Source organism: Paenibacillus sp. LS1 (assembly GCF_026013365.1).
Lineage (GTDB): Bacteria > Bacillota > Bacilli > Paenibacillales > Paenibacillaceae > Paenibacillus.
Map to the genome: position 1 here is coordinate 55,604 of NZ_JAPDOE010000007.1, position 18,303 is coordinate 73,906.

Sequence of the window (18,303 nt, forward strand, 5' to 3'; positions counted from 1 at the left end):
TAAAATAGAGAAAGGTACACTATTTTTCTTGGACAACGGGAGTTGATGCATAATGAAAAAATTCTCTATTCTGCTCATCCTGCTGGGCGTTCTGATCATCAGCTTGCCTTTCCTGCGGGAAACGTATTATGACTGGCAGCAAACCCGTGTCATGAACGATCTGGAGCAATTGCAAAATGGCTTGTCTACGCTTAATCACTCCTTCGAACAAGGCATACAGGATGCAGCTTCTGACGAGCCGACTACGGACAATACAGCTAAAGCGCAGGAGGCCTCTTCCAATACGTTGGGGGTACTATTGATTGACAAGATTGATGTCCGCTTACCGATTCTGGAGGGTGCAACGGAAGACAACATGAAGGTAGCTGCAACCCATCTTGTGGAAACTACCCGCATTGGGAACAAAGGTAATGCAGCCATAGCCGCTCATCGCGCCCACAAAAAAGGACGACTGTTCAATCGTCTGGATGAACTCCAGATAGGTGATTTAATGGAAATCACCCTGGCAGATCAAACGATTATCCAGTACAAGGTAGATCAGATATCCGTTGTGGAGCCGAATGACTTGTCTGTATTGGAAGACCCGGGGCTCGGGCAGGTCCTGACCTTGATCACCTGTGATCCACTCATCAATCCAACCCATCGGCTCATTGTAAGAGCCATTGAAGTGAATCCGGATGTTGCCGGTCTTGACCGCCCCAAAGTTCAACCAAATTAAAATACCCTCTAGTATATTCACACGGTGACTTTGGGTCTCCGTCGTGAATGCTAGAGGGTATTTTTATCTGAACATGATGAGTCTTGGATTACGTGTTATGACCTAGCGTTGAAGCGGTCTTCTGCGTCGGAAATATACGTATCCCGCACTGCCTAATGCCATCAGCATCATGCCTGCGACAGTGAAAGCCAGTGTGCTCTCTTCCCCTGTCTTCGGCAGCATTCCCTGTAATGGAGAATTTCCAGACTGCTGTGATGTAGAATTTCCAGTCCCCTGTGATCCATCTGTGTCTGTTCCAGCAGGAGGTGCCAGTGCACTATCCCCATCAGGTTCATCTGTATCCCCAGTTGGAGGTGCAGTGTCATCACCGTTGGAAACGCCCGGTGACGGTGTGGCTACCCCGGAATCTTCATCTGTCGGACTTTCAGTACCACCCTCTGGTTCCGTAGGATCAGGAACCACAGTGCCTGGAATCGATGGTCCTGGCGTACCTGGTTCCGGTGTAGTTGGTTTATCCGGATCTGGTGTTATACCCGTAGTAGGTGTTCCCGGATTATAAGGTACACTCGGTACACCCGGTACTACTGGAATGGCGCTGTTCGTTTTTTCAACAACGATTGCTTGTGTTTGTTTATCTGTAATCTCAAACTCGACTGGGGCTGTATCCAGCAAATAACCTGCAGGTGCTTTAACTTCAATCAAGCGATATGTGTTAGGCTGCAGATCGTTCAACTTAATCTCACCTTGAAGGTCCGTTGTCAGGAGCGCTTGGTCAATTCCGGTAACGACGTTAAATTGCCAATCTCCATTTGGATCCATCAACGCACTCTGCGACCATAATTCAAAAACAGCTCCCTGCAGATGCTGAGTACGACCCGCATTGTATTTAATTAATTTCACGGAACGATCATTTTCTTTATTTTCAATAGTCAATCGGGTTTCCGGTTTGGTAATAGATACAACCGTCTCGGGCTGTTCAATCACAAAGCCTTCTGCCTTGGTCTCTACCAATGTATATGAACCATAGGCCAAGTTATCAAATTCAATGACCCCATTGATATTCGTAACCCGTGTGTTCACCACCGCATTTGTACTATCACGCAGTTCAAATTCGATTCCAGCTAACACGGATTGATCCTTGGCGTTCACTTTGGTCACCAACAGCTTAGCATCCGTACCTTGCGTATTGGTTTGTGTAAGCGTAACAATCTGTGTTTGATTGGCTACAATTGTAAGAGGTATAGGTGTTGAATCCAGTTGATAGAATTCAGGTGCCTCGACCTCGATCAATTCATAATCTCCTGGCTCCAGATCTGTTGCTCCGATCTTTCCATCCACACCTGAAGTTATCGTTTCGATCAACTGTCTGGTTTGACCATTTTTCAGGTACAATTCGAATGTTGCACCTTTTAGCGTTTTTGTACTGTCAGCAGCATCCACCTTGGTTAATTGGAAACCTTGACGAATTCTCTCGTTAACCACTTCAAATGATGCGGTAGCATCTCTAAACTGAATCGTTTTACCTGTAGCAGTACCATAGTCTGCATCAATCAAGTATCCCGCTGGTGCTGAAACTTCCTTCAACTTATAGGATATACCATCGGTCGCATGTAATCTGTAGTTTCGAGAGGTCGTCGTCTCACCCTTCTCATCTGTCGGTTTTAACGTTTCCAGCAGCGTCGTTCCCGAAGCATTATAAATCGCGAAGACCGCTCCCTCCAGTGGAAGACTTGCATCATCGACTTTGTGGATTTTCAATTTACCTACACCCGTAGATGCACCACCGCCAGCACCCGCCATGGAAACACGAATCCCACTCTGCTGATCTGAACCCGTCACTGAGGACGATTTACCCGCAAACTGAACTTTATTCTCTATTCTTGCACCACTATCGGCATTAATAAAGGATTGATATTCCAAAATAAAAGCGGTTTTCATTTCATTCTTAAAGGTGAATGTAAAAGTGTTATCCTCCACAACCAGTACATACTCATTGGAATCAACTATGCCTGCCTTGGTCGATACGTTGCCGGAGTTGTCTGCGGGCAGATCAGTCGCATATAACTTTAACGTATCGGCAAGCAAAATCTGGTTATCCGATAACGTGTCTGTTAATACGGAACCTGCTGCAATATACGATTGGCTTGGGTTGATATTTACAGTCCAGGAAGCTTTATCACTTGAGCCAATCTGCTGTCCTGTTTTGTGTACGTATATCCCACCATGAGCGGGTGTCACAGGCACTGATTTTTCGAATCGCAATGGGCCGCCATGGCCATCGTTCAGCGTTGCATGATTGGAGTATGTGCCCGCAACATCAAATTCCCCATCCAAACTTGTCTTATACACGATCCGATAGGCTTCTTTTCCAATGTTGCCGAGGTCTAAAGTAAAGCCTTTTCCGTCAGTGTTCAAATTAAAATCCCCTGCTGTAGGTGTAACCTCATCACCAATAGCGGTGACATTATTCTCTCCCTCCAGCTTGAGCTTGTTCACTTTCAAAGATCCGTCTACAAAAGATTGATTACCTGTGTACGCATCTTTAAGAATAGCATTCTGGATATCATATAAATTATAATTCACATCGATCGTCCAGGTGATCGTTTTGTCTTTAGCGCTATATTCGCCTTTTTTATTACCGTTCTCAATCGTATAACTTTGTGGTTTAACCACAGCCGATTTGGTAATCGAAGCTTGAGGTACATTCGCTTCGTTCCAATTCAAAGTAGCTTCGTTACGATATTCATTGTCGACGGGCTTGTTAGCCGCTGTTGGATCAAAGCTTGTCGTATAGGTGATCACATGCTCTTTATTGATCATACCGTTTGGCTTCATTTTAATAGTAAACCCTTTTTCAAAGTTCACATCATTTGGATCAGCAACTGCCACAAGTTCAAACTGATCCTGCTGATCCCCGCTAATTTGAAGACTGCCCGGAATCAGTTTCATATTTCTTCCTTCGTAATTGTCCGTAATGACGATGTCCGTCATTTCCTTCAAATCACGGTTCAACACAATCTGCCATTCGATTTCTTTTGTGTTGAATTTTTCGCTTTTTACACTTTTTGCAAAAATAACTTCCTGAATGCTCTTTTCTCCTTCTTTCGAAGTGTCATCATACATCTTCACCGTATTGGATACGGTAGTGTCTGCATACACACGGTCAATCGCTTGGGTTTGATATTCAATTTCATAAGCCTCGGCGATGCCATTCTTAAATTGTAGCTTTAATCCTTCATCGAAGCCTGTTCCGACTCCTTGCAGTGTATAGGATGCTGGAGGTAACAGAGTAGTCCCCGCAGGCTTTCCGCTAGAATCAATATTCACTTGATTTACTTTTACCGAGCCTGGAACCAATTCCTGTTTTGCAGTATCAAAACGGTCTTCAATCCATGCATTCGTTTGAGCGATAGCTTGTTGATTGTAATTGTATTGTACTTTCCATGTGATCGTCTGGGTCACCGGATCATAGGCACTATCCTGCCCTGATTTGTTCAAGGGCTCATTAAAGCTTACCGTCACTCTACCGATGTCTGTTTCTGTATCCATCTGATCCCCTGTAAGCTCTACCTTATTTTCATAAGGAACGTTCGTATAAGGTTCGCTTGTTGGCGCCTTAATACTTGTTGTGTACGTCACCCGGTAAGCTTTCTCGATATTGCCGAGGTTAATTGGAAATTGAGTTGCGGTTCTGTCTATAGCTCCTTCTTTGACAGTTCCGTTCAATTGAACCTGCAATTCACGAATCTCAATATTCCCTTTGAGCTCCAAACCTGCCGGGAGTGTATCATTCAGAATGGCATTTTTGATTTCCTTTTCCCCTTGGTTAAAATCAACCGTCCAGTTAATCGAATCAGAGTTGAAACCACTATTATTTGCAAGTCCTGATTTCGTGAGTTCATCCTTGGCTGTATTGGCAAAGTGTACATTAATTATGCCTTGCCCAATAGAGCTAAAATCTATCGGTTGCTTCAAGCCACCGTCCATCTTGCTCTCGTCAAACTTGATCCAAACGTAAAAGTTACCTTTTAATTCCGAACCAATGATTTGATCATTAAACGTAAACGTGACCGTACCATTGGGATTCACCACATATTCCCCAACATCACCATCCAGTGTTCCTGTTAATTGCGATTCAATCTTGAACTTGTCTGGGAGGTCGAACGTGTACGTAGATCCGTCTCCATAACCATGGGAATCGTTTGGTAGTGCCCATGTAAAGAAAACAGCTACCTCATCCTTGATACTTGGTCTGACTGTCTCAATCTCATCCCCTTGAGGCTGAACCGTTCCGTCTACCACTTCAGGTACTTGATTGTAGATTTGCACACTTGTAATCAAATGTTCTGTGATCACCGGGCCTGCAGATGCATTAAGCAAACGCATCGCAATTCCTTCCTGATCTCCTGGAGTTCTGGCATTCTCATCTTCTTCCGGATTGGCAGCAACATCAACGTTTTTCCCCTCTGCCGAAACTGCCGAACCTTCTTCTGACGCTGTATCGCTCATTGCACTGGCTGGCAAATTAGTCATTTCATCCTGAGCATGCATCGTTGGTGTAAATATCCAACCCTGCATCATTTGCGTGACCAGCAATAGAGCAATGATCACTATGCTCACTTTTTTCCTCATTTTTTGCATTTCCTCCTCTAACGTAGTGTTGGCTTACGCCGAAGATTAGAATAGCAAAGCGACATATACAAAAAATAGACAACGTATAAACCTTCACCATTGAACGCAAAAAAGGATGCTCCTCAAGCGGAGCATCCTTTTTAAAACGGTTGTTATAATGTCCAGTTAATTTTAACACGCAGATCCGTGGTACCTTCCATTTTGGACACATAATAGGATATCGATTTCATACCAAGCTGGTACAAATCTTGCAAATCTTCAATCAGCCCAGCCTCAGTACCCTTATACCTGAACGTAAGCGATGTTCCGCCTTCCTTCAGTGTACTTTGAACCTTGGTCTTCAGCGCAGCATGGCCTTTAACGGCATCCTGTTCATCATACAGAGAGTAGTCCAGCGCATGGTACAGTTTCTGATAGGCAGCCTTTTTGCTATCTCCGGCCTTCACCAGCTTCAATAAAGCTTCCCGATAAGGAGCTGGCGCAGCAGGATACTTGCTTTTGCCTGTCCAGATATGGTCACGTGCCATCTCATCATCGCTCAGCAAATAATAGCTGTGGCTTACCTTACCTTTACGGTCAGGAGTAGGATCATCCCAGGTGGTATCCATGTGATACCACTTGCCGTCCAGGTTCACGATATTCCAGGCATGAAGCTGCCCACCTGCTGTGCCTTCCACAATTCGGTTATCAATGCCTACTCGCTCCAACATCCGATATGCCAGCAGTGAATATCCCTGACAGACGGTACTGCCCGTAACAAGACCGTCGTAGGCGGTATATTTCTTCAGCGAGGTATCATAGGAAAGGTTAAGCACAATCCAATCATGGATAACCTTGACCTTCTCATGATCCGTCATGCCTGGTTTGATGATTTCTTTCAACACGTTCGTGACTTTACGATTCACATAATCGGTCTGTTCCTTGGTCTCCCGGTAGGAGAGCGTCACATGTACTTCGGCCGACACATTGGAACCTTTATAATTAAATGCATAACTTTTAACGGTATATTGAATATAGGGGTCACTCTTCATTGCCTCATCGATGGAGGTTTGCAATTGTTTTTTGAGGCCTTTCACATTGCCTTTGTATGTAAAAACAAGTTCCTCCGTTCGCTGTGACATTGCGGTAAGCAAGGTCTGGCGCAGATCCGTAGTCGTAGAGATATCTGATGTTCCCGATGCGGCATACAGCTGATCCAGATCAACTGTGCGTGGCAACGCTACAGCGATCAGACAGCCTGCCAGCAATATGGTGATAATGCGTTTCCCGTTCTTGCCCATGAAAGGAACCCACCCCTCTTTGCAAAGTTCTCACGCCCTATTGTATCACAAAAGGCTCTGTCGTCATTCTTCTATATCAGTTCAACTAAAGAATATTTACACGAACACTCCGATGGCAGAACAACTTTCCGATCGCTGTTATCCCCAGATTTTTTTGATCCTTTATTCAAAAGGAAAAATCCGGTGATAGCGTATGCTTCCGACGTAGCTTTCTTTCAGAAAGCTTTTAGGCGCACGCTTCGCTTCCTCAAGTTATTTCTGCCCTCTCCGTTATCGTGTAAATGTTAGTTGAAATGATATGATTTTTGTAAAAATTAAATCAAAAGAGACCTTCTATAGAAGGTCCCTCTGATCTTCAGTTCAATGAATCACGATTACCCGTTATCTTCATCTTATGATTCACACGGGCAATAATATGCATCATTCCTCGTCTAATACAGACGATTACCACTCATAAACGTATCTGTCTTGCCTTGAAGCTTGGCAAGCCGTTCCAATACCTGTGACGCTTCAGCTACCGTCACTTTGCGTGCAGGCATGAATCGTCCTTCAATCGAAGGAAGCAAGCCCAACTTCAAACTCAGGGAAACCGCACCTTTGCTCGTAATGGCACTGGCATCCGCAATGTTGGGAAGATCCGATGGCAACGTATAGAATCCAGCCAGCTTCTCATAGCGTAAAATACGTACAAGCAGCACTGCCAATTCTTCACGTGTCATCTCTTCTTGAGGATTCAGATTCTGTTCGGGGTCTGCTCCGGCAAGCCAGCGCTGATTGATTAATGCCCGAACTGCCTTATAATACGGGCTGTCAGGTGCAACGTCGGCATACAGCTTGTCATCTCCGTCCCCACTATAGTAGAGATCCATATTCGGGTTAATCGCTCTTGCCAGATAGTTAAACCAGTCACCTCGGGTGATCACACGATCCGGGAATACACGTCCCTGCTCATCCGCAAGCAATACGCCATGCTGTGTCATATTCCGCAGAGCTGCTTCAGCCACATGGCCAGAAATATCCGTAGGATCAGCCTTGGTTGCAGAGCTTGTATCTCCGTATAACAACGTCCATTCTCCCGTATTAGCATCCAGCACTTCATAGGTGCCGTAGATCGAATGATCATCTCGTGTAGGCATATAAGCTAAGTTAACTCCCACCGGGATGACTTCACCGCTGTTCGTACCCCATCCACCGTAACGAGAATATGCCAGAACCAGCTTGAACTCTTCCAAATAGATTGCCTTTGCCTCTTCGTAACTGATGGCTGGTTCTTTCTCTACTGGCAGTTGTTCAGGCGTTGCGGCAATACGCGTATAGAATTCATTAACTGCCCCGTTGTTCAACACCTGTACTTGTGCCGTATCATCATTGACCGGGATGCCGTTCAGATACCGTTGGAACATAAAGGTGCGTGCATCGTCTATCTCAATAACATTAGCCAGCCGGAACTGCTCCGTTGCATCTGGAACTAGCGCAATGACTGTGTTCATCGCCAGTTTCTCAGCCTGTTTCCGGGTTACCAATATCTCTGCCTTCTCTTCAGTTGGCTTCTCCTGCTCCATCTCCGGTCCAATTCGTTGCATCATTGTATAGCTGTAGATCTGTCCTGTAACTGCATCTACCTGTGCTGAGATATCCCGCATGAACATATAGGACATATTGGCACTTCGATCGCTCCAGCTCAGACTCCATACCTGATTGTTCGGACTTGCATACAATCCCTTGCTTAACTGGCTGTGCTCCAGCTTGTAACCCTTCGGTATATCAAAGTTCGTTGCCACCCGATTGGCAGCCTGCTGTACATTTAACCTCGTACCATTGGCCGGGACAAAAGGAGTCACATCACCTTTCAACTTCGTATCCTGCTGTAGAGAATCTTCATCTACAGCTTTACCTGTTAAAGTATTAATCCGTTCCAACGTATTCGCCTCAATCGGAACGATACTGATATTTTTCGGTGTGTAGCCAAGGTAATACTGCTGACCCTGCTTGGAAGACAGACGATCTTTGGAGATATAAGCCAACTCCACATCGAACTGTTCTTCAAACTGCTTTCTGGCTTTCTCTTCTGAAGCTGCCGGTTTCGATGAAGGATACTTAGCTGAGGTAGTACCTCGTGAGTAACCTGTCACCAAACCACTTTCATCCACATTTATGTAGACTGTCTCTGCGTCAGATAACAATCCGTCATGTTTTAACTGGTAAGCATATCGATACTCTGTTCTGCCAAACAATGACTGTTGTTCAATGGAAGAATACAGATCTCCAAGCGGAGCATACTCCGTGTCCTTCAGACCTGGAATCGCTTGGTACAACAGTGCCACGGCCTTTTCTTCGGCTTCAGCCTTGGTTAGCTTCACATCCGATTCCGAGATATGCTTATCCATGACATCCGACGGCAAATGTACACTCAACACTTCCCCTGTGCCTGCATGTACAGTTGCATTGAATCCTGACGTATGATTGCCTTGTGTGATCTGGAACCCGATCTCCCATGCCTTGTAGTCTGGCGGTGGATAAGAATTAGGTGAATCGAATCGGGCAGATGAGATCTTTGCTTTCTTTAACATTGGAAATAATTTCAGTATATTTTCACTGGCTTGCCTGGATGAGATTTTCGCTCCCTCAGGCACGTCATTGCTCGTTGCGTCTAGTTGTTCATTCTCCCCCGTTGTCGCTTCGGTCACCTGTTCAGCTCTCGCGGCTGATGCACTGCCTGCAAAACCTGGTGTTTGCGAAGCAAGCAGCAGTGTTGCCATCGCTGCGGTTGTTGCTTTGGTTGCGAACATTTTGAAACGTACATTAAACTTCAAATTCAAACTCAAATCTGGACCTCTCCCTTCAATTTCATACAAAGAAGCATAGCAAATAACCTCGCATGAATATTGCCAGTCTATTCTATGATACCATAAGCTTCCTTTTTAATGGTCGTTTTCGGAGCAATTTTACAAATGTGAATTTCTGCATATTGCTCAGAACAGCAAAAAAAACGCCAACCACGTTGGCGTTTTCTCTGTTAGCCTGCACTCTTATGTAGGCTGATTCTACCCTGTCAACTGCTCGCTATAGACGAATCGTTCGACTTCGTCCGACCTTGGACATGGATTTTCAAAAATGGGATAACGGTGTCCCAGAAGGCGGGATCTTCCTCGGAACAACTGTGTCCTCCGCTGTTGACCCATAGATGTTCTACAGGCGGATCGGCTTTGGACATAAAATATTCAAGCTCGCTCGGGGGAATGAAATTATCTCCCTTAGAGTGCACCATAAGCATCGGCAATTGCATCCCCCTGCGCCGTTCATTCAGCATCATCACCGGATCACGCTGACGATAGGACTTCAGAGATTCACCCATTCTCCAGAACCAGATTCTCGGAATTAACTGGGCCAGTGGAAACAAGGGCAGACGCCGGCGTCTCAGCTCCGAACTGACGATTACCTCAAATTGCGATGGCATCGAGTCCGTAATTACCGCTGATACAGGGATTCCCTCCGTCACTGCAAGAATCGTACCCAGTCCACCCAAAGAATGTCCAAGTACACCGATGGCATCCGCATCAATCTCTGGTCGTGCAGTCGTATACTGCAATGCCGCAAGCAGATCATCCCGGAACAGGTAGGCAGATGCAGCACGAACCGGATCACTGGCCCCATGACTGCGAACATCATACATAAACAAGGCATATCCTGCTTCCCAGATCGGACGCGCGTAACGAAGAACACGGGAGCGATTGGAGCCCCAGCCATGTGCAATAATAACGAGCGGCCATGGTTTCGGAATGTCAGCTCTGGCCGGGATGAACCATCCATGCACTCGACCTCCTCCACTGTCAAAGGTCACATCCTCAAATGGCATTGGAGGCGTCAGGGTGATTGGAATCTTCTGGGGTGTCTGGCTCTTCACAGCGGCCTTCCATAATCCACCTGCCGTTACTGCGGCAACGGCCAGCATGCCGCCAATCATTGTTTTAGCTTTCACAGGGCATCTCTCCTCTCCGAATTCTGGCATACATCCATCATAAGACAATAGAATGAACGGCACGTTAAACGACATCGGTTTTTATGATAACGATTGATTTGAAATTACTTCCACAAATTTCTGTGCGCAAGCTGCAATCCGCTCATGATCTCCTGAGGCCAGAGCTTCTCGTGGCAAAAGTGCACTTCCCAGACCCACTGCAGCTGCACCTGCTGCGTAATAGTCAGCAATGTTCTCCAGAGTTGCGCCGCCTGTTGCCAGCAGTGGAATATGATTCAGTGGGGCTTTGATCTCCCGCAGATACGGAATGCCCAGACTTGCCATCGGAAATAGCTTCACAACTCGTGCTCCCGCTTCATGGGCAGCGACAATCTCCGTGGGAGTCATGGCTCCAGGCCAGATCTCGACACCATGTTCTACAGCATATTCAATGACAGACAGATCGACATTGGGGGACACCAGAAATTGTGCACCTGCAGCAACCGCTTCCTTGGCCATCTGCACATTTAGTACCGTACCCGCTCCAACATAAGCCTTCGCTTCATGCCGCTCACGCCAGTCTGCAATAATATCATGTGCTCCCGGCGTGTTCAGTGTGACCTCCATCAGTCGGATGCCACCACTCGTCATACCTTGTCCAGCTGTTACCGCCGCTTCACGGCTAATACCCCGTACAATCGCGACCAGCCTCGATTCCAATAGTACTTCCGTCAGATTCATATTCCAGTTCCCCTTGCTTCATCAATTCGGTAGCCGAAGACAGGCAATCATGTTCACCGCTTTTCCGTTACTATTATTGTAAAGCATATCCTCCCCTGGATGAAATACATTAATCCATTTCCGAAGTGAATGCGTCTGTCACCAACTCTATGATGTACTTTTATCACAACGCAAAAAAACCTCTTCATGGAACATGGGCTGATTCACCCACTCAATTCCACGAAAGAGGCATCTATTTTGATCGGAAATACTAAGCGTTTTCCAATACGTTATCCTTCTCCAAATCTTTAAAGTAACGATCGTTATATAACATACTTGGATGCGTTGGATGATAGGCGAGTGCAATATCATTATGTTCCCGGGCCTTGGCACGGTTACCCATCCGGTCATAACACACACATAGTTGCAGGTGGGGCATCCAGGTCCAGGCTGCTTCATTCAGCACCACCATAGGATCATCCGGACGTACAGCCCGAGTGGCCTGTTCGTACCAGAACAGGGCTTTGCGATAATCTTCACGGTCAGCAAAATAACCACCCAATCGACAGCAGATCTCGGCTCTTGGCAAATCATAGGCAAACGATCGGAACAACGCCGTGACTTCCTGTTCCGGACGTTCACGTGCGGCTTCACAATCCGCAATTTTCTGGCAAGCAGCGATCTGATCTTCTACCCAACCCAGCCCGGTATCCAGAAACTTCTCATAGTATTTCACCGCATCCTCATGCTGTCCGTGGTCCTTCAATTCATTGCCGAAATAGTACAAGTCGCGCGGTGGGAAGTCCTCTCCGGCCTGCTCCCTTTTGCGATAGATTCGCAGATTACGATCGGTATACTCTTTATCTTTCTTGTGGGTAACTGCCACATCACTATGCAGCAGATTGCCCGCTACAGCCAGATATTCATGCACTGCGCCAATCCAGCGAAATTGCCGGTCCCGGCGCACCAGACGATTCCGGCGCAGGCTGTAGGCGACCTTGCCATCTGCTGTGAATGACAGATTGTAATCCATCGTGACACTATCAACATCCGGGTCCAGCGACCGTTTCAAAGCAATTAGCTTGGCGCGGTCTTCCGCTTCGAATACATCGTCGGCATCCAGCCATAGAATATATTCGCTCTTCGCCTGATCGAAGGCAAAGTTACGTGCTGCTGCAAAGTCGTCTACCCATTCAAAATCAACGATACGATCCGTATATCTGGAAGCAATCTGACGAGTACGATCCGTTGAACCGGTATCGACGATTACGATTTCATCGGCAATACCATTGACCGAGTCCAGACATCTGGCGAGGGAAGCCTCTTCATTTTTCACAATCATACACAGCGTAATACTGATCGTCTCTTCGCCTCGTCTGGCCCTGCGGTTAAAGGCAGATACCCCCGGCAGCTCAGACAGACGATAGATGTGATAGGCTGGAAGATGTGTATCAACGAACAGTCGAAAACCCAGTGCCTGAGCACGGATGCAGAAATGACGATCTTCGCCCCAGAAGGATACATTCGGAATCTGGTCATAGGAAACCCCTGCTGCCAGAACATTTTTGCGAATGAGCGTACATGCCCCCAGTCCTCCAACTTCGTAGCAACCTGGGACCCTCAGCTGAGTCAGAAAAGCAGTCGTTTGCGCGCCCTCGTCTTCCGCCTCGTTCCCGGATGATGATTTGCCGCCGCGGCGATACAAGGCATACTCATCCTGCAGCCATACCTGCGGCATTTCCCTAGCCCCCGGCTGCCATCGTGTCCAAAAGATATTGGATACAATGTCTTTGCCGCTCGATACGAGTTGCTCCAGCGTCCGCGGATGCAGCACCAAGTCAGAATCAATCAGGAACACCGCATCGTAGTGGTTATCGCGTGCATATTGCAGAATATGATTTTTCAAACCAGCTACGCGCCAAATCTGCTCATCCTGCCAATAATGGCCTCCCTCATCCTTGTTGTATACCCCTTTGTTGGCAGGACTGTCGCCATCAAGTTCATCTGTATGAATAACCGTCCCTTCATGCTGAAGCACAAATTCACGCAATATATTCGATGCGGCTTCTTCCTCGTTATCGTCTACAAACAGATAGTTCGTCTTCACCGTTGTTCGTTCCAGTGCATGCAGAGAATCCAGAAATTCACGGAGCACCGCAGCAGTCTGACGAACAGGGCTGGCGATGAGGATTCTTTCCTGATATTGCTCCTGAAGTTTTTCCGATTGACGGGTTTCTTTCGATTTAGCAGAACGTCTGGATGGTCGATGATTATTCTGGCTCTCTTTCTGGTTCTCATGTTGGTTCTCTTTCTCATTCTCCTTCAACGTGCTTACTCCCCCTCTCCATTCTCGGACCATAACAACAGTCGTGGCGCTTGATCCAATATCGATTCGTACTGTTCTTTCCAGCCGTATCTTGCTTCAGGGTCCAGTACTTGATAACGGTCATATTTGCGGATACGGTCTTCTTCCCGCGCCCAACCATAGTGCTTCACCCGGGGAGCATGACAGCCATAGGACCAATGTTGAATCGTTAACGGAAAACGACCACAATGCTGGGGTGTTTCTTTCCATTCATAGCTCATACCCGGGTGATACCGAACCAGAAATGGCCGATAATAGGCATGCGCCTGCCAGAACTCGTCTTCCCGATAATGCGTCTCACTCCACATATCAAACAATCTGAAATAGATTGCATCCTCGTGTCCACTAAGCAACAGATCGCGTACAGCCCCAAAGTCACGGGTCAGAATCTCATCTGCATCCAGATTTAAAATCCACTCCGGTTCGGTCGCCACTGTCTCTTCCCATTGTTGTTTTCTCAGGCTTACCTCATCTGCAAAACGTGAAGCAGAATTCTCCACTAATACGAGTGGAATACCGTCCAGAAGTTCCCGGCACAGTGCGACCGTTCCGTCTGTGCTTCCGTCATCAATGATTACCGCGCGATCAATCCAGGGACGGTGTGTCTCCAAAGCCTGCCTGAGATATCGATTCTCCTCATTACGAACGATCATCGACAAGGTAATATGTGGTCTTCCCTGCTCCTCATGCTCATCCAAAGCTTCACCCCCATGCTCAAGCTTCTACCTATTAAAATCGTCGAACACCTTGATGCCTGGACGAATCACAATCCTCTATTTCCAATCTATGCAGAGCTAGAATGCGGATATGCAAGCCAAGAAAACCTTTCATGAGATTTATCCGGATGAACGACAAAAAAGCACCCGCCTGCGCGGATGCTTTAATGTAATAACAAATTTAATGTAGTGAAATAAATGAATTAACGGTACGCAGCCAGACGATCATTCAGACTACGTGTCTGTCCGTAGACTTCCTGATAGAGTGCGAACAGGCCATCATACACCGCAACCGTTTCCGGGTTCGGCTCATAGGACTTCGCTGGACGAATAAACGCCGTTGCACATTCCTGCAAGGATGGGAACCAGCCACAGCCATAAGCGGCCAGCATCGCTGCACCCATCGCAGGGCCCTGTTCACTCTCCAGCTTCACAATTGTGGCGTTGAAGACGTCCGCCTGCATTTGCAACCAAGCTTCATTTTTAGCACCACCACCAATGGAGATGACTTCATTCACGGTTTTACCTGCACCACGCAAAATATCAATGGACTCACGCAGTGAGAATGTAATGCCCTCCATTACCGCGCGTCCAAAGTGCTCCAGCTTATGCCCGGCATCCATACCGATAAAGCTTCCGCGGATATTCGCATCCGGATGAGGCGTACGCTCCCCAACGATATAGGGTGTGAACAACAATCCGTTGCTGCCCGCTGGCACCTGATCAATGCCCTGCAAGAGAACATCAAATGATTTGTCCGCTGCAAATGTATCCTTGAACCAGGACAGGCTGTATCCTGCCGCGAGCGTTACACCCATAATATAGAAGGCATCTTTCTCTCCGTGGTTAAAAAAGTGAACTTTGCCTTCGAAATCGAGATCTTTGCGCTCTTCGTAGGAAAGCACAACCCCGGACGTTCCGATGCTGCACATCGTCTGTCCTTCACTCAGAATGCCTGCGCCAATGGCACCACACGCATTGTCCGCACCGCCTGCATATACTTTCGTCACAGCAGCCAGACCCGTTTGATCCGCAATCTCAGGCAGCAATGTGCCCACTTCTTCAAACGATTCCACGAGACGTGGACAAAGGGAGATCGGCAACCCGAATGCTTCTGCAATCTCATTGCTCCACTGCTTGCCTGCAACGTCCAACAGCAAGGTACCCGCTGCATCCGAATAATCCATGGCGTAATCCCCGGTCAGGCGATAACGCACATAGTCTTTTGGCAACAGGAACAAGGCTGCTTGTTTTAACAATTCAGGCTCGTTCTCCTGTACCCACAGAATTTTCGGTAAAGTGAACCCTTCCAGGGCACGGTTCTGGGCAATACTTAACAGCTTGCCGTCCAGCACTTTTTCAATGCGGCGGCACTGAGCCGTTGTTCGTGTATCGTTCCACAGGATTGCATTCCGTAGCGGTTTACCTTCAGCATCCACCAAGACCAGTCCGTGCATTTGGCCGGAGAAACTCAAGCCTTCGATTTCCGAAGGTTGCACGCCAGACACTTCCAGCAATTTGCGCAGGGAGACAATTGTTTGCTCTACCCAATCTTCAGGATTTTGTTCGCTGTATCCAGCCTTGGGCTGGTACAACGGGTATGCCTCGGATGCTTCAAATGCCACTTTTCCTTCACGATTGACCAGTACTGTTTTGACCGCGCTGGTTCCTAGATCGACGCCAATTACGTAACTCATAGGTTAACTCCTCTCGTTTATCACAGGTTATATCCACGAAAGATCCAAGTACGCATGAAAGTCACTCCGTAATCAGAAAACCCTTGGATCGCCGTTATCCCCAGATTTCCTTTATACCCTTTAGCAAGGGTGAAATCCGGGGATAAATGCGTCCGCTTCGCTTCCTCGGGTCCTTTCTGCTCACTCCGTTTTGCATGCATGATCCTGGACACACATGGATATGAAACGAGTAAAAACATACTCGTTCTTATAACAGAAAGATTGATCCAATGACCTTGATTCGTCATTGGTTATAAATGAAACCTTGATGCTCATGTAGTCACTCCGTGATCAGAAAACCCTCGAATCGCCGTTCCCCCCGGATTTCCTTTAATCCCTTTGGCAAGGGAGAAATCCGGGGATAAACCTTAGCTTCCGAAGCCAGCTTTCTTTCAGAAAGCTCTTAGCGTACGCTTCGCTTCCTCGGGTCCTTTCTGCTCACTTCGTTTAGCATGCAAATTATTCATTTATATCAAAAATTTAAAAACCGCGTTATTTGTTTATCCAAAAAAACCGCCCCCGTCTTCCCAAGGGAAAGTCGGGGACGGTCCGAATGTCATGCTTATTCAGGCGTTCCATGGTACAAGCTAATCTTGTGCATAGGCGAGCTTGGTTACTAATGTCCAACCACGTATGAGTAACCATCAGTGGTCGGCGTGCACCAACCCTGCCTAATCCGTTTTTAGTCAGCCAGGATGTACTGGTTGAGTTGTGCTCTCAGCAATTCCTGACGTCCGGATTGGTTTTTACGTGGGCTTTCGTTGTTCAGTGCATACTCAGCAAGGGAAGCCAGTGTTGCTTTACCTGCAACTACATCTGCGCCAATACCTTCGCTGAAACTGCTGTAACGTTTTTCGATGAAGTCATCGAATACGCGATCTTCGATCAGTTTTGCTGCCACTTTCAGACCTTTCGCATACGTATCCATACCTGCGATGTGTGCCAGGAACAGATCGTCTGCTTCGAAGGAACCACGACGTACTTTCGCGTCAAAGTTCACACCACCACGGCCGATACCGCCGTTTTTCAATACTTCATACATCGTCAATGTCGCATCGTACATATCAACCGGGAACTCATCCGTATCCCAACCGATCAACATATCACCTTGGTTCGCATCGAGGGAACCGAGCATGCCGTTTGTACGAGCAACGCGGATTTCGTGATCAAATGTGTGACCAGCCAGTGTAGCGTGGTTCGCTTCCAGGTTGAGTTTGAAGTGTTTGTCCAAACCGTATTTTTGCAAGAAAGCAATGGAAGTTGCTGCATCATAATCATATTGGTGTTTCGTTGGCTCTTTTGGTTTAGGCTCGATCAGGAATTGTGCGTCAAAGCCAATTTCCTTCGCGTAGTCTACAGCCATATGGAACATGCGAGCAATGTTGTCTTGCTCCAGTTGCATGTCTGTGTTCAGCAATGTGTCGTAACCTTCACGACCGCCCCAGAATACATAGTTTTCAGCGCCCAGACGTTTACCGACTTCCAGACCTTTCTTGATCTGTGCTGCAGCGTGAGCATACACGTCTGCGTTACACGTGGAAGCTGCACCGAACATGAAGCGTGGGTTCGAGAACATGTTTGCTGTGTTCCAGAGCAGTTTTTTGCCGCTGGATTTCATGTGGTCTTCAATCAGGTCAACGATGGTATCGATGTTGCTGTAGAATTCACGCAGGTTGTTGCCTTCTGGTGCGATGTCCACATCGTGGAAACAGAAGTATGGAAGATTCATTTTTTCCAAAAATTCAAATGCCGCTTCCACGCGAACTTTCGCGAGGTCCAGACCTGAGTATTTATCCCATGAACGAACAGCTGTCTCCGCACCAAACGGGTCACTGCCGCCTGCAGTTAATGTATGCCAGTAAGCCATACCGAAACGGAAATGTTCTTCCATCGATTTGCCGGCTACCACTTCTTCCGGATTATAATGTTTAAAAGCAAATGGATTCTTGGAATCTTTACCTTCGAATGTAATTTTATTAACGGATTCAAAATAGGCCATGTGTAAAATGCCTCCTCAATAGTTTTAAAGAAATCGTTTACACCGTTATCCTATCACATCGATAATACTTTGTCTATTGGTTAAACAAAGTAAAAATAAAAATGTTTTTTGCCTGTTTGTTTACGCTATAATAGTCGAATAACTTGTTTCGGATGTGGGTCAGAACCCTTTTATCAGAA

At 46.9% G+C, this 18,303-nt stretch carries 10 protein-coding genes and 1 pseudogene; 1 reads left to right on the forward strand and 10 read right to left on the reverse strand.

The genetic code is table 11. The features are described 5' to 3' along the window. Positions 1-52 precede the first annotated feature (52 nt). A complete protein-coding gene (locus tag OM416_RS21970; protein WP_264933008.1) occupies positions 53-718 on the forward strand; it encodes a class D sortase in 666 nt (221 codons plus the stop codon). Positions 719-820: 102 nt separating this feature from the next. Here OM416_RS21970 and OM416_RS21975 read toward each other — a convergent pair whose 3' ends face one another. From OM416_RS21975 to xylA, 10 genes and pseudogenes are all read right to left on the reverse strand, one after another. Further along, the gene (locus OM416_RS21975; RefSeq protein ID WP_264933010.1) at positions 821-5,350 is read right to left on the reverse strand and encodes a collagen binding domain-containing protein; all 4,530 of its coding nucleotides are present in this window, start codon (positions 5,348-5,350) and stop codon (positions 821-823) included. Between the two features lie 152 nt (positions 5,351-5,502). After that, positions 5,503-6,630, reverse strand: a complete 1,128-nt coding sequence (locus OM416_RS21980; protein WP_264933012.1) for a transglutaminase domain-containing protein — start codon at positions 6,628-6,630, stop codon at positions 5,503-5,505. Between the two features lie 431 nt (positions 6,631-7,061). After that, positions 7,062-9,455, reverse strand: coding sequence for an S-layer homology domain-containing protein (locus tag OM416_RS21985; protein ID WP_264933014.1), 2,394 nt, complete (start codon positions 9,453-9,455; stop codon positions 7,062-7,064). 227 nt (positions 9,456-9,682) lie between these two features. Then, positions 9,683-10,609, reverse strand: a complete 927-nt coding sequence (locus OM416_RS21990; protein ID WP_264933016.1) for an alpha/beta hydrolase — start codon at positions 10,607-10,609, stop codon at positions 9,683-9,685. 81 nt (positions 10,610-10,690) lie between these two features. After that, positions 10,691-11,329 carry a bifunctional 4-hydroxy-2-oxoglutarate aldolase/2-dehydro-3-deoxy-phosphogluconate aldolase gene (locus OM416_RS21995; protein WP_264933018.1) on the reverse strand — a complete coding sequence of 213 codons (639 nt, stop codon included), beginning with the start codon at positions 11,327-11,329 and terminating at the stop codon, positions 10,691-10,693. 250 nt (positions 11,330-11,579) lie between these two features. Further along, complete coding sequence (locus OM416_RS31960) at positions 11,580-12,650, reverse strand: glycosyltransferase (protein WP_062836505.1); 1,071 nt, start codon at positions 12,648-12,650, stop codon at positions 11,580-11,582. Positions 12,651-13,079: 429 nt separating this feature from the next. Continuing rightward, positions 13,080-13,667, reverse strand: a pseudogene (locus OM416_RS31965) (glycosyltransferase); the annotation flags it as partial. Then, on the reverse strand, positions 13,640-14,371 hold the full coding sequence (locus OM416_RS22005; protein ID WP_264933022.1) for a glycosyltransferase family 2 protein: 732 nt from the start codon (positions 14,369-14,371) through the stop codon (positions 13,640-13,642). The pseudogene OM416_RS31965 and the gene OM416_RS22005, both read right to left, overlap by 28 nt. 221 nt (positions 14,372-14,592) lie before the next feature. Next, complete coding sequence (gene xylB / locus OM416_RS22010; protein WP_264933024.1) at positions 14,593-16,086, reverse strand: xylulokinase; 1,494 nt, start codon at positions 16,084-16,086, stop codon at positions 14,593-14,595. Positions 16,087-16,807: 721 nt separating this feature from the next. Then, positions 16,808-18,124, reverse strand: a complete 1,317-nt coding sequence (gene xylA / locus OM416_RS22015; protein WP_264933026.1) for a xylose isomerase — start codon at positions 18,122-18,124, stop codon at positions 16,808-16,810. Positions 18,125-18,303: the final 179 nt, after the last annotated feature.

Coding starts and splice junctions, on each gene's coding strand:
- OM416_RS21995 (WP_264933018.1), bottom strand. CDS start 11,329: ATGAATCTGACGGAAGTACTATTGGAATCGAGGCTGGTCGCGATTGTA.
- OM416_RS21970 (WP_264933008.1), top strand. CDS start 53: ATGAAAAAATTCTCTATTCTGCTCATCCTGCTGGGCGTTCTGATCATC.
- OM416_RS21980 (WP_264933012.1), bottom strand. CDS start 6,630: ATGGGCAAGAACGGGAAACGCATTATCACCATATTGCTGGCAGGCTGT.
- xylA (WP_264933026.1), bottom strand. CDS start 18,124: ATGGCCTATTTTGAATCCGTTAATAAAATTACATTCGAAGGTAAAGAT.
- xylB (WP_264933024.1), bottom strand. CDS start 16,086: ATGAGTTACGTAATTGGCGTCGATCTAGGAACCAGCGCGGTCAAAACA.
- OM416_RS31960 (WP_062836505.1), bottom strand. CDS start 12,650: ATGATTGTGAAAAATGAAGAGGCTTCCCTCGCCAGATGTCTGGACTCG.
- OM416_RS21975 (WP_264933010.1), bottom strand. CDS start 5,350: ATGAGGAAAAAAGTGAGCATAGTGATCATTGCTCTATTGCTGGTCACG.